This window comes from Legionella bozemanae (assembly GCF_900450575.1).
Lineage (GTDB): Bacteria > Pseudomonadota > Gammaproteobacteria > Legionellales > Legionellaceae > Legionella > Legionella bozemanae.
This window is the reverse complement of the sequence record NZ_UGGY01000001.1, coordinates 3,407,688-3,421,415: the sequence shown is the minus strand read 5'-3', so window position 1 is coordinate 3,421,415 and position 13,728 is coordinate 3,407,688. Positions and strand designations below refer to the sequence as shown.

Below are 13,728 nucleotides of genomic sequence, written 5' to 3'. Positions count from 1 at the left end.
TTTATTTGTAAAAAATGACCATTTAAAAAAATAAATGATGATATATCAATATCCTATTTGATGTGCAAGCCACTATTTGTTTTTCCGCACTGCGAAGTAGAGTAATATAATATACTGGACTAAGCTTAGATGGACATTGCAAGTGGAGCCTACAAATAATGTATCATTCTCCTCATTATCCTAAGTGCTCATCTCTATTATCTCTCTAGATTAAAAAATTTCTCTGGTTTCTCATCAGGGTCAATTTTCTCTATTTTATGTGCTGGTTTGAAAAATTGTATGATCTCTTGGTTATGGAGTATCTGTTTATCATGGGCCTCATTTCGTTGCTCTTTTATCATTTCTTCTAGATCTTCTTCCCGATCTCTATCATTTATATTAAGGAATTTTTGCGGTATCTTATTTTTATCATGGGCGTCAATTAGTTTCTCTTTCTTTATCATTTCTACCAGATCTTCTTCCAGAGCCCTATCATTTATATTAAAGAATTTTTTTGGTATCTCATTTTTGATGTTTTGTAGTGCATCTTTTTTACGTAGTATGTCTAGGAGAGCAAGATTTAGTGCCGGAATAGGTTCCAGCGCTGCAGGAGGTTTTGATGCAGCATGAGCTTTATGTTCAGGTGAGGAAACATGAACTTTTTGTTTGCTCGATAATTGAAATGCGCCAAATGCTGCCTTAATTCCTGATTCAACATCAAAACCATATAACCTATTTAAATCACCTGGATTATCAGCAAGTGAGGTCACGTTTTTCCATAATGAATCTAAGGAATAAAGTGTTCCATCTTTGGTGTCCCGAAATAGATTCCAGGTATGAGCCCCATGTTTTTGGAAGGAGTGGCGTTGATGTATTACCTCTCCTTGAAGAATACCGTCATCAACTAATCGACTCATCAAATAAGCATTTAATAAGGTATGGTGGCGACATAATCCAATTCCCGTTTGCATGAATGCATCTAAGGGGATAATAGGGTTTCCTTCTTTTAAGTGCTTCTCCACAAATTCTTTTAAAAGAGTGGTCTCGCTTATAGGAAAGGTTTTTTGAGTCAATTTAGAGATTTCTTGTAAAATTTCTAAGGTTGTAGCGCCAGCTCTTATATTTTGGCGTAATTCAGCATAGAGCTTTTTTAGGGATTCAGCCTCTGGATCTAACATAATCATTTCTCGACTGGAGGATGAGCCTATTGAGAATACTCTTTGATTAAAATTACGTACGTCTCGTGTAACTACAGGGCAATCTTTATCTTGATAATTAATGTAAGGCACACCATGAACATACCGTATACGATGATGATGATGTTCAAGGGCTAGTTTCGTTCTATCCATCTCTGCCAGTGGTTGAATTGGAGTACCGGCTTGAGCTTCCTCGGCGTTATTCAGATTGTTCTCATTTTTTATAATTTCAAAGGACGAAGGCATAGTAAAAAACTCAAAAAGGCATATTTAATATTATAGCATGACGGCCAAATTAAAATCATATTGATTTTTTATTAATTAAAATTGGATGCGAGCGCTCTTACGAATATTTTTTTCTCCCGCAGAGATACAAAAATTATTAGAATATATCCTTTAATATTGTTGTTTGAATCGTAGATAGTAATCTCATTATCACATGCAAAAGAGAACTGGCATATATATTATCAATGGTCATTTTAGGCTAACTTATCAAGATAAGTTTCTCGCGCATAGCGAGCAGCAATAATTGCTATAATCACCCAAAAGAGAATATATAACGCAGGAGCATATTTATTCCCGGTTAATTCAACCAAGGTTAAAGAAACTAAAGGCATTGTCCCACCAAAGACCGCCTGGCCAATATTATAGCCAATAGATACGCCACTAGCGCGAATCGATGTGGGAAACATCTCTGCAAGCATGGTAGGTACTGCAGCATTCAACGGCGCAAGTATTATCGCTAAGATTATTTCTCCTAAGAGGATTTGCCACCAAATTCCACTCGAAAAAAGAATAAATATGGGATAAATAAAAATGAAAATGCCAAGTGCACCCAACAAAAAAATGGGCTTCCTGCCGAAATAATCTGATAATAAACCCATCAAAGGAATTAATAGTGTTAAAACGAGCAGTGCAATAAAGTTAGCTAATAAGGCATCTTTTAATAAAAATCCTTCTGATTTCACTAAAAAACTCGTTATATAAGCGATGAGTAGGTAATTGCTCATTGCTAATATGCTCGTAAAAACGATGGCTAACACTAATTTGCGCGGATAACCAAAAAACACAATTTTTGCAGGAAGCTCTGTGGTATGTTTGGCTTTCAAAAAGGTAGCAGGCTCAACGCTCGTAAGGCGTAAATAAACTCCTATTAATCCAAGTAATGCACCGATTAAATACGCCAAACGCCATCCCCAGGCCTGCAGGGTATCTTCAGCTAATAAAACACTAAGTAAAGAAGCAGTAAGTGACCCCAAAAAAATGCCTAGAAAAGCAGTGCTTAATACTAAACTTCCCGCAAAACCACGTCGATGATCTGCCATATGTTCAATAAGAAAAGTTGTTGAACCAGGAAGCTCTCCTCCTACTGCAATTCCTTGAATTAACCTAAAAAAAATAAATAATAAAGGAGAAATAATACCTAAAGAATTAAAATCGGGTATCAACGCGATGCATGCAGTGGACGATGTCATAATAGACATTGAGAGAATGAGGGTTTTTCGTCGGCCAATATGATCTGCATAATGTCCCAGTAATACACCTCCTAGCGGACGCATAAAAAAACCGACGGAAAATACACCAAAGGTGAGAAGAAGAGAAACAAAATATTCGTCTGAGGGAAAGAATAATTGGGCAAATAAGGGGGTAAAGTTGGCGTAAAGAAGAAAATCGAACCACTCTAAAGTATTTCCATATAAACCAGCAAAAATACTTTTCCTTTTTATAGGATCCATAATTGTATTTTTTAATAGCCTCTTATTTCTTTATTTTAGGGGTAAATATTTTTTTGGGAATATACTAGGCGATAGGTATTACCAATGTCGCTTAGCTCTTTTGTAAAGAAAGGCATGACTCTTTCTCGTTTGTGGGTATTTGCAGGGGGATGCTCATCCTAAAAATAGAGCAAAAATCCATGAATTATGGAATATAAACTGTCTAAAAATACGGTGATGCTGAGAGTGCTCTAAAGAAAAAAATGGTAATGATCCTTATCTCGAAACGCTTGGTGTTTGAACATTTTTTAATAAGAGCACCTTAGATGAACTTTTTAGCGAGCCGCGATATAACCCAGGAGTTTTCTCGTTTATTCCTTGTTCTAAGAAAATAAACTCTTCTGAGTTAATCCAAAAAGGATTCCATGCTGGCCTTCCTTTGGGAGTAATACGTGTCGTTTTTCCTGAATCAAGATGGAGCGTCCAGAGGGCGGGCGGAGGTTCATTCCAATTTTTCAGAATCTCTTCATTCATATCCACATCCATAATTAGTGTTTTTCCATCAGGAGAGAGATGGATACGAGAAGCGCTGCTCATGCTGCCCTGAGGGATAATCTCATTAAGATTCCATTTCTTTATTAGGTTTCCTTTAAAATCCATCCAATAAATTGCATCCAGGTCGTGGCTAAAAAAAGATGCTCCATTTTTCGCCCATGCCGGGCTGTATTCATTCAGGGTATTCTTGAGGAGGTGAAAACCGCGTCCCTCTGCATCGACTAATGCCAGGTACCAATTATTATTGATAAAGGTATTAAAGAGCAGTGTTTTACCATCAGGAGACCACACTGGATTAAAGCTGTTCGCGGATGGTATATTTTTTAACGGAGTTATCTTACCTGATTTAAGCTCAATGATTGCCAGGTAACGGCTCCCTGATTTATCTACTACATTATAGGCAATGTAGTTACCATCAGGTGAAATTTCGGGAATGTAACCCTCAGTAATTTTTTGAGCTTTGCTACCATCCATCCTGGCAGTCCAAATGGAACCATAACGCTCAAATGCGAGCGTGGGTGTTGCTTGAGTAGCGATGCAATATAAGAAAGTAAACAAAAACAAGTAAATTTTCATAAGAAGGGAATCTCTTGCCAATAAAAAATACGTCTAACGCCAGGCAGGATCGCTTTTACCATATTCTTCTCCAACTCCTGCATGTTGTGCGTTAGAGTTTGCAGCTTTTGTACAAGAACCAAGAAATAACATCGCTGTACAGAGATAAAAAATTAGAGTAATTTTTCTAAATAATATACGTGTAGTCATTTACATTCCTTGTTAACAAATCACTCAAAATCACCTTGTTTCATCTATTTATTTATGATCATTGACCTTCTGACAATGTTTATATCACAATAATGCCACAGAATAGAACTTAATGAGATATATTGAAATCACACCTATCCTTTTGCGGATATTAAAATTAATACTCCTTTTTACTCTATAGCAAAGGTAGGCTTGAATTGTACTCCATTAAACAATGGATTTTGTATATTTTCAGTAAGTATGTTTCAAACGAAGGTGGTTGAATATCTTGCATCAATTAATCTTCATGTTCAGGGATTGTTTTCTTTTCTTTTTCATCCCAGCGGTTAATGCAATTGAGTTCTATATCAAATAAATCAAGAACGCGTCCAACGCTATGGGTAACAATGTCATCGATTGTTTGCGGATTATTATAAAATGCAGGCACAGGAGGAGCGATAATAGCACCTATTTCTGTTGCCCGTTTCATATTTTCAATATGGCCAAGATGCAGCGGGGTTTCACGAACCATTAATACCAACCGTCGGCGTTCTTTTAAAATAACATCTGCTGCACGGGTTAATAAATTAGAGGTTGTCCCACAAGCAATGTCTGCTAAGGTTCGCATGGAACAAGGCGCAATAATCATGCCTGAAGTAATATAAGAGCCACTCGAAATGCATGCGGCGATATCATAAATTGGATAATGCTTATCGGCAAGATTATAAAGATCAGTTGCAGAAAGTTCGGATTCATAGGCGCGAGTTTGTTGGGCGGCTTTGGATACTATAAGATGGGTTTCGTACTCTGTATGAGCTAATAACTCCAACAGACGGATCCCATAAATAATTCCGGAAGCCCCAGTGATACCGACTATAATCCGCTTTTTTTTCATAACTTAACCTTGGGGGTATGGCTCATGGTTTTAATCTAAAAACGATGCATTGGGAGCAAAAAGGCTGCATCTAAAATTACTTTGCATCACTCATCTTTGTATATATTATCATATTTTGCGACAAAAATTTTGCCTAAGTACTTATGCGGTTAAGTAAACGTATCTAAAAATGCTTGCATTCCTGTGCTTTATGGGCGGAATCTTATAGGTTCGAGTGGCTGGATGCCGTGCATAAAGCCTAGCAAGTAGGTAAGAAGAGTGACTTGTGTTCAAAGTTTAAGCAGTTGCCACTCGACTAATGGAAGAGTGCATTGAGAGGAACTAACTTATGGAATCAGTTGTTAATCAAATTATTCATTATGAAAAACAGTTGCTTGCCAAGAAGGATTCAGTCGCTGTTTTAATCAATTTAATCGATGATGAGTTTATTGAATATGGAAGTAACGGCAAAATTCATGATAAAAATGAAGCAGCCCGATGGTTGTCACTAGAAGATTATTCTGAAGCAACAGGTACGGAGTTTGAGGCAAAACTTTTGGTAGAAGACGTGGTTTTATTAACGTACCTCAGCGAGATGAAGCAAAATCATTTTTCAGAAAGTAAATTTGCTCGACGTATTTCGATTTGGCGAAGAAAAAATAACATATGGCGGATGGTGTTTCATCAGGGAATATCTCTAGAGAAATAAAAGTAACTTTATGTTTTTAAATGAACGATACTCAACGTTCTACGTACTGCGCTTTATGCGCAGTATCCAGAGCAATAGCCCCTCCTAATCAGCACCTTTTGTGCCTCAAGAAACATCTTCTGGGTACCGCGCATAAGCGCGGTACGTAGGGGAGGTAAATTTCGCGTGATTCTCTCAGGATTTGTTCGCGGGGGCGGGACGTTGAAATCTACAGATTAAACAAGTTAAAAAGTGAGCTCCCTCAGGCTATTAAATCCAACGTTTGTCGAGAAAAATACTTCGCCAGAAAATTGTTTATTTTCAGACATTACCATCTATTTATTCGACATGGAGAATGATAACATCACCAACCATTAAGTATGAGCTAGGGATGGTAATACTATGAATGCAGGAGTTAATTCATTTGTTTTTTTTGTTGCCCTGATTGCTGGATTTGGTGGTTTTTTATTTGGTTTTGATTCCAGTGTGATCGCCGATGTTAAAGATCAGGTGATGGCTCAATTGTTTCTTTCTGAGTGGCAATGGTCCCAGGTAGTGAGTATTAGTATACTTGGTTGTATTCTTGGCATTCCTTTAAGTGGTTTCTTTGCTGATAAACTAAGTCGGCGTTTTCTACTCAAAACAGTTGCTATGGGGTTTATTGTAGGGACTGCTCTATGTGCAATCACACATGAGTTCATTCTGTTATTAGTTGGTCGATTTATCATTGGTATTTGCATTGGAATTGCTTCTTACATTACCCCATTATTTATTGCAGAAATTGCTCCTCCTGACCGAAGAGGAACTTTAGTGTTGATTAATGGTTTGACGATTACCTTTGGTCAGGCAATAGCATATTTAATCGGTTATTTTTTCCATGACTACTCTGTAAACAGCTGGCGATTATTATTTGGAATGGGGAGTATTCCTGCCCTGATTTTATTTATAGGGATGCATTTTGTTCCCCATTCACCGCGTTGGCTCATGAAGAAATATGGAATGGATAAAACCTTGCACGTTTTAAAACGTATTCGTCCGTTGGAGTATGATATTCAAAAAGAAGTCGATGAGATCCAGAGCAATATACAACAAACCCAACCGAATCATAACTTATTGTTTCGAGCTCCAATCATTTTTGTTCTCGTGGTTGGTATCAGTTTGGGAATATTTCAGCAGTTCTCTGGAATTAATGCAGTAATGTATTACGGCCCCGTTATTTTTGAATCAGCGGGTTTTTATCCTGTTTCGAATGCCATTTTGGCTACCTTTTGTATGGGGGCAGTTAATTTTTTATTTACATTACTTACTTTATTTTATATCGATAAATTAGGTCGACGTTTCCTATTATTAAGTGGTGCGATGCTCGCTGCCCTAAGCCTTTTTGTAGTGAGCCTTTTATTTAATACAGAATTACCTGGTCAAAAATTTTGGATATTGGGTTCTTTATCAACTTATGTAATGGGTTATTGTATTAGCGTAGGCTCTTTATTTTGGGTTTTGATCTCTGAAATTTATCCTTTATCGGTGCGTGGTTTGGCGATGAGTATTGCCACGGTAGCGCAATGGGGCGCTAATTTTGTAGTTTCCATATCTTTTCTGGCGATTTACCAAAATTTAGGAGAAGGACTTACTTTTGCTTTATTTGGTTCATTATGCTTGCTGGCTTTTTTCTTTGTTTATCATTTTGTACCTGAGACAACAGGGACTTCTTTGGAAAAAATAGAGAAAAATTTGATGTCAGGTAAAAAAATCAGAGACATTGGCAAATCATTATCAGAAATAAAAACAAACGAAATTGAATTAGTGAGAGATTAAAAAATGGATAATGCACATCAACTAAGAAAATGCCGTATAGGGATCATTGGTGCAGGACGAATCGGTAAGTTACATGCAGAGAATATCAAATATTATTTACCACAATATGAATTACTAGCCATCGCAGATCCTTATCTGAATAAGGAATGGGCCGATAAATTGTCGATTACAGGTCAATACACTCATTTTGAAGAAGTAGTGTTTCATCAACGTCTGGATGCAATCCTGATTGCTTCACCTTCGAATTTGCATGTAGAGCAGATTAAAGCAGCAAGCGAAGCGGGTAAAGCGATATTTTGTGAGAAACCAATAGGCTTGAATGAAAAAGAAATTTTGGATGTATTAGAAACAGTGCAGGCAAATAACACTTTATTACAGCTCGGTTTTAATCGACGCTTTGATCCAAGTTTTGCCCATCTGCACCAACAGGTGCAAACAGGTGAAATTGGTGCCGTTCATCTTGTTAAGATTACCTCTCGTGACCCTGTTTGTCCTACCAAGGAGTACTGCGCAACCTCTGGAGGCCTGTTTATGGACATGACCATTCACGATTTTGATATGGCTCGTTTTTTAACCCAATCGGAAGTTATTGAGGTGTATGCGACGGGCGCAGTACTGATTAATCCAGATTTTGAAGCATTAGATGATGTGGATACTGCAATCATACAAATGCGTTTCGCTAATGGCGCGATGGGTGTCATTGATAATAGTCGCCAGGCGGTTTATGGATATGATCAACGGATTGAGGTATTCGGTAAAGAAGGAATGTTGTTGGCCAATAATCAATTGAAACATTCAGTGATTCATTATGCAAATACCTTCACAGAACAAGCCAATCCAGAATATTTTTTTCTTGAACGTTATCATCAGGCGTTTAGAGCAGAGTTAAATTCATTTTATGATGCTTGGCTGCATAATAAACCCAGCCCTGTTTCTGGAAGAGATGGGTTGCAAGCCTTGCGTATCGCCCAAGCTGCAAAACAATCTTTGGTTACTAAATTACCTGTTTCTATAAGTTGAGGATGACATGATTTATCCATCATTTTACTTTGATACAAATAGATCTGTAGATTTGATTTGCATGGGACGGGTAGCAGTTGATCTGTATGCAGAGCAAATTGGTGTATCGCTTAGCGACGCTCAGAGTTTTAAAAAATATCTAGGGGGCTGTGCAGGAAATATTGCCGTGGGTGCTGCCCGTCTTGGTCTAAAATGTATGATGTTTTCTTGTGTTGGTCACGATGAAATGGGGCATTTTTTAAAAAATGAATTACATGCTGAAGGAGTCAATACCGACTTGCTACAGACAACGGAACATCATTTAACAGGACTGGTATTGCTGGGTATTAAGCCTCCTCATGAATTCCCTTTAATGTTTTATCGTACTGATTGTGCGGATATGCAAATTAAGCCGCAGCAAATAAGCCAGAGCGTGTTGGAACAGGCGAAAGCTATTTTAATCACAGGTACAGGATTATCTACTGATACGATGTTACAAACTACCGAAGAGGTTATCCAATGTGCAAGAAAGGCTGAAACTGCAGTAGTTCTTGATCTGGATTATCGTCCTGTTCTTTGGGGATTAACCGCATTAGGTGATGGAGAAACGCGATACCGCCATAGTCAGAAAGTAAGTAAAATCTATCAACGTATTTTATCTCTTTGTGATTTAATCGTAGGTACTGAGGAGGAAATTTGTATCGCAGGTGGATGTGAGGAAGTTTATGATGCATTAGAGAAAATAAGGGAATTGACTCAGGCACCTGTAGTGATAAAGCGTGGCGAGAAAGGTTGTGAAGTTCATTTTGCTAACGGCAGCCAGTGCTTACAATCTAAGCCGTTTCCTGTTGAAGTACTGAATGTGCTTGGAGCAGGCGACGGATTTATGGCTGGTCTCTTATCAGCTCTTTTGCAGGGGAAATCCTGGGAGGCTGCTACTACTTATGCGAATGCCAGTGGGGCTCTGGTAGTCACTCGCCATGGCTGTGCTCCAGCTATTCCTTATAAAGAAGAGTTAGACTATTTTATTCAACATTTTGATGATGATCCGCAAATTTGGAAAAGTGCTTATTTGCTGCACTTACATCAAAAGCATAATCAACATAATTCTCCGATTCTTATTAAAAACCCCCAGGGTTTTAATCGAGGATTAAATGCCATTGTTACATTAGAGCCCTTATCTCAAGGCATGAGTTTTCGCTCGATTAAATTAGATGCTGGCCAAAACTACTTATTTAATGAACATTATGAATTTGCTGCCTTATTAATGACTGGAAAAGTAATATTTCACTATGGACAGCAAAGCCAGCATGTAGCGCGCTATGATTATTTTTCTCAGGAGCCTATCGTCTTGCATTGTCCTGCCGGCCAAAGAGCTTCTGTGGATGCGTTGACTGATTGTGAAATTTTGTTGATTGAGACAGAAAATCATGCTTCATTTGCTCCTTTATTATTTAATCAGCCCAATCTTGTGGAGTTAGATAATCGGGGAAAAGACATTTTGGATGATAGCTCATATCGTATCGTGAGGACGGTATTTGATAAGCGCAACAGACCTGAGTCTAATTTAGTTGTTGGAGAAATTATTACCTTTCAAGGGCGCTGGTCAAGTTATCCTTCTCATTATCATGATCAACCTGAAATCTATCATTATCGTTTTTCAGAACCCCAAGGCTATGCATTTGGTGAGAATGGGAAAGAGGTTTTACGTATTGAAAATTATGATACGTATCAAATTGCTAATGGTCAGACCCATGCGCATTGTGTCGCTCCGGGATATGCTCTTTATACGCTTTGGTTTATTCGTCATTTAAAAGATAACCCCTATACGACACCGACTTTTATCAAAGAACATGAATGGACAAGAACACATAAGGCAAATAACAGGGTATGGAAAAAAGGCCTCGGCCGCCATGGCAACCAGCCTACGCCTCGCCCTCACGACTTGTTTGCGGAGTCTAGTTTGTCCAGTAACACTGGATCCCGCGAACACGTCGCGGGAAGTAGGGAGCAGGACGGCAGTCAAAGTCTGAAAAAATAATAATTTCAAGGAATAATTTGCATGAAAATTCGATTAACAATGGCTCAGGCTTTATTGCGGTTTTTGGCGAATCAATACGTAGTGCTGGATGGGCATGCACATCAGTTTGTTGCGGGAGTATTTGGAATTTTTGGGCATGGGAATGTGACAGGTTTAGGTGAAGCGCTTGAGTATGACAATTATGGGCTGACTTATTATCAGGGACATAACGAACAAGGAATGGCACACACAGCTACGGCCTATGCAAAACAAAAAAACAGATTAAGTATTTTTGCCTGTACTTCCTCTATAGGTCCAGGTGCAACCAATATGATTACAGCAGCAGCTACAGCAACCACAAACAGAATTCCCCTCTTGTTGCTACCGGGCGATATTTTCAGTTGCAGACAGCCGGATCCCGTATTACAACAACTTGAAGTCCCACATGATTATACCCTGTCTGTGAATGATTGCTTCAAGCCGGTGAGTAAATATTGGGATCGAATTGCGCGCCCCGAACAATTGATGACCGCATGCATCAATGCAATGAGGGTACTTACGGATCCTGTTGAAACGGGCACGGTTACGTTATGTTTACCGCAGGATGTGCAATCCGAAGCATATGATTATGAGCGTTCTTTTTTTGAAAAACGTTTTTGGCACATTGATCGAGAGCCTATTAGTGAACGTGCTCTGGATGAAGCCGCCCAACTTATTTTTAAAGCAAAAAAACCATTGATTATTGCAGGAGGTGGTGTTCATTATTCATTTGCAACAGACGTTTTATCTCAATTTGCAGAACACCATAAAATCCCAGTTGCTGAAACTCAGGCAGGAAAAAGTGCTTTGCCAGAAAGTCACTGTATGAATGTGGGTGGAATAGGTGTCACAGGTTCTGAAGTAGCCAATGTTCTGGCAGCACAAGCAGATGTGATTTTAGTAATCGGCTCGCGTCTGCAAGATTTTACTACTGCGTCTAAATGGGGTTTTAAAAATGAAGAATGCCAAATCATTCATCTTAATGTCTCCCGTTTTGATGCAATCAAAATGAATGGTTTGATGTTGAAAGGAGATGCAAAAACAGGCTTAGAACAATTAGGGAAAACATTAGGGGCTTATCAAACATCTAAAGAGTATCAACAATGTATGCAGCGCTATCAAAATGAATGGCAGAAGGAATTAAAACGAATTTGTACTGTGACTCATGCGGCAGGGGATGGTTTATCACAAACCAAAGTCATCAGTTTGTTAAATGAAATGGTGACCGAAGATGATGTCATTATCTGTGCTGCAGGAAGTTTGCCCGGAGATTTGCATCGTTTGTGGAAATCCAAAAAGCCTAAAGATTATCATCTGGAATATGCGTACTCTTGCATGGGTTATGAAGTCGCTGCAGGCTTAGGGGTAAGGCTAGCTAAAGAAAATACTCCTGGTGAAGTGTATGTTTTGGTGGGCGATGGCAGTTTTGTGATGATGCATTCAGAGTTGCTTACCAGCATCCAGGAGCACAAGAAAATAACCATCATTCTTTTTAATAATCATGGTTTTCAATGCATTAAAAATTTACAAGAAAGCCAGGGTAGCCAAGGTTTTGGCAATGAGTTTCGTTATCGAGAAGATAAAACCAAGAAGCTTTCTGGGAATTATTTGCCAATCAATTTTTGCAAATACGCGGAAGGTCTGGGTGCTAAAACTTTTTTTGTGGATGCTTATGAGCAATTGGCTGTTGCCATGGAAACTGCGCGAAATGAAGCATGTTCTTCAATGATTGTATTGCCGATATTGCCTAAGACCATGAGTAATGGCTATCAAACCTGGTGGCGTGTAGCGGTTGCAGAGGTATCTAACTCAGAAGAAGTAACTAAAGCGCATCACAGGATGCAAGCGCAATTGCAAAACGTTAGAGAATATTAAGGACTCCTAAGGAATTATATATGCACATTAAATTGGGAATTGCACCTATTAACTGGTGCAATGATGACGACCCTGAGCTAGGGAAAGAAATTAGTTTTGAACAATGCATTAGAGAAATGTCAGAGGCGGGTTATACAGGTACAGAGCTTGGTAATAAGTATCCTCGTGACGTTTCTGTTTTAAAAAAGGCTTTAAGTGATCGTGGACTACATCTATCGAGTGCCTGGTTCAGTACTTTTTTTACGGAGACGGAGCAGTATGAAAATACTTTATCGCGATTTATGGAGCATTTAAGTTTTATGCGCGCGATGGGAGCATCTTTTATTAATGTGTGTGAGTGTGGACACGCCATCCAAGGAACAGATCTACCTATTTTAAGTCCTCACAAACCAGAGTTTAATGAGGGGCAGTGGGGAAAACTGCTTCAAGGATTACATACTATTGGTCGTATTGCTTATGATTTTGATATGCAGCTTGTTTATCACTATCATGCAGGAACAGGCGTTTTTTATGAACATGAAATCGATTATTTAATGGAAAACACGAGCCCTCAATTGATTTCTTTATTGCTTGATACCGGCCATGCTGCATTTGCTGATATTGATTCACTTGCTTTAATCAATAAATACAATGATCGTATTTTGTATGTTCATTTAAAGGATGTTCGTGCCGAAATCCTCAATAACGTTAAGAGTCAACATATGAACTTTATGGATGCCGTACGAGCTGGTGTATTTACGGTTCCTGGCGATGGGACCATTGAATTTGCTCCCATCATTCAGATGTTGCAAAAACATCGATATTCTGGCTGGATGATTGTTGAGGCAGAACAGGATCCGGCTAAAGCTCCCCCTTTTCAGTATGCTAAAAAGGCCTATGATTTTCTCCAGCAGCATATTAAATAGAAATAAGCCAAAAAATTACTGTCTTGAAGCGTTGTAAACAGTTGGTGAATTTTTTTTCTGCGGTCATTCTTCCTGCCTACATACCGCGACGTGCTCGCGGTATCCAAAAGCTCCATCATAAAAGCCATCTGCATTTTATAGGAGTTTCTAATATATTTAATCTTTTAACTATAATTAACGTTATAGGTGAAGAGTAGATTGGCATTATTCATTTTCAATGAAAAATAAGAGAATTTTTTTGAAGCGCATATGCTGCGGAAGAGCTCTAATCACTTTTTCTATGTGAAATAATGTTTTTTGTTTTCTCATTAGTGATGGGAGTTT

The 13,728-nt window shown here is 38.5% G+C and carries 11 protein-coding genes; 6 read left to right on the top strand and 5 right to left on the bottom strand.

Annotated features, from left to right (window positions below; genetic code table 11):
- Window positions 1–197: 197 nt before the first annotated feature.
- The 5 genes from DY223_RS15220 to DY223_RS15205 all read right to left on the bottom strand — a co-directional run bounded on the left by DY223_RS15220 (window position 198) and on the right by DY223_RS15205 (window position 5,084).
- A complete protein-coding gene (locus DY223_RS15220) occupies window positions 198–1,421 on the bottom strand; it encodes a hypothetical protein (RefSeq protein WP_058458249.1) in 1,224 nt (407 codons plus the stop codon).
- A gap of 233 nt (window positions 1,422–1,654) precedes the next feature.
- Window positions 1,655–2,911, bottom strand: coding sequence for an MFS transporter (locus DY223_RS15215; RefSeq protein ID WP_058458248.1), 1,257 nt, complete (start codon window positions 2,909–2,911; stop codon window positions 1,655–1,657).
- A 255-nt stretch (window positions 2,912–3,166) separates the two neighbouring features.
- The gene (locus DY223_RS15210) at window positions 3,167–4,021 is read right to left on the bottom strand and encodes a TolB-like translocation protein (RefSeq protein WP_058458247.1); all 855 of its coding nucleotides are present in this window, start codon (window positions 4,019–4,021) and stop codon (window positions 3,167–3,169) included.
- A gap of 33 nt (window positions 4,022–4,054) precedes the next feature.
- Complete coding sequence (locus tag DY223_RS19135; RefSeq protein ID WP_154669243.1) at window positions 4,055–4,210, bottom strand: hypothetical protein; 156 nt, start codon at window positions 4,208–4,210, stop codon at window positions 4,055–4,057.
- Window positions 4,211–4,487: 277 nt separating this feature from the next.
- Window positions 4,488–5,084, bottom strand: a complete 597-nt coding sequence (locus DY223_RS15205; RefSeq protein ID WP_058458246.1) for a UbiX family flavin prenyltransferase — start codon at window positions 5,082–5,084, stop codon at window positions 4,488–4,490.
- Window positions 5,085–5,412: 328 nt separating this feature from the next.
- On the opposite strand from DY223_RS15205, the gene DY223_RS15200 reads away from it, so the two are divergent.
- From DY223_RS15200 to iolE, 6 genes are all read left to right on the top strand, one after another.
- On the top strand, window positions 5,413–5,772 hold the full coding sequence (locus DY223_RS15200) for a DUF4440 domain-containing protein (RefSeq protein ID WP_058458245.1): 360 nt from the start codon (window positions 5,413–5,415) through the stop codon (window positions 5,770–5,772).
- A 381-nt stretch (window positions 5,773–6,153) separates the two neighbouring features.
- Window positions 6,154–7,566, top strand: coding sequence for a sugar porter family MFS transporter (locus DY223_RS15195; protein WP_058458244.1), 1,413 nt, complete (start codon window positions 6,154–6,156; stop codon window positions 7,564–7,566).
- A gap of 3 nt (window positions 7,567–7,569) precedes the next feature.
- On the top strand, window positions 7,570–8,586 hold the full coding sequence (gene iolG, locus DY223_RS15190; RefSeq protein WP_058458243.1) for an inositol 2-dehydrogenase: 1,017 nt from the start codon (window positions 7,570–7,572) through the stop codon (window positions 8,584–8,586).
- 7 nt (window positions 8,587–8,593) lie between these two features.
- Window positions 8,594–10,606, top strand: coding sequence for a 5-dehydro-2-deoxygluconokinase (gene iolC, locus DY223_RS15185; protein ID WP_235810464.1), 2,013 nt, complete (start codon window positions 8,594–8,596; stop codon window positions 10,604–10,606).
- A gap of 21 nt (window positions 10,607–10,627) precedes the next feature.
- Window positions 10,628–12,499: a 3D-(3,5/4)-trihydroxycyclohexane-1,2-dione acylhydrolase (decyclizing) gene (gene iolD, locus DY223_RS15180; protein WP_058458242.1), complete on the top strand. Its 1,872-nt coding sequence runs from the start codon at window positions 10,628–10,630 to the stop codon at window positions 12,497–12,499.
- Window positions 12,500–12,519: 20 nt separating this feature from the next.
- The gene (gene iolE, locus DY223_RS15175) at window positions 12,520–13,404 is read left to right on the top strand and encodes a myo-inosose-2 dehydratase (protein WP_058458241.1); all 885 of its coding nucleotides are present in this window, start codon (window positions 12,520–12,522) and stop codon (window positions 13,402–13,404) included.
- Window positions 13,405–13,728 lie beyond the last annotated feature (324 nt).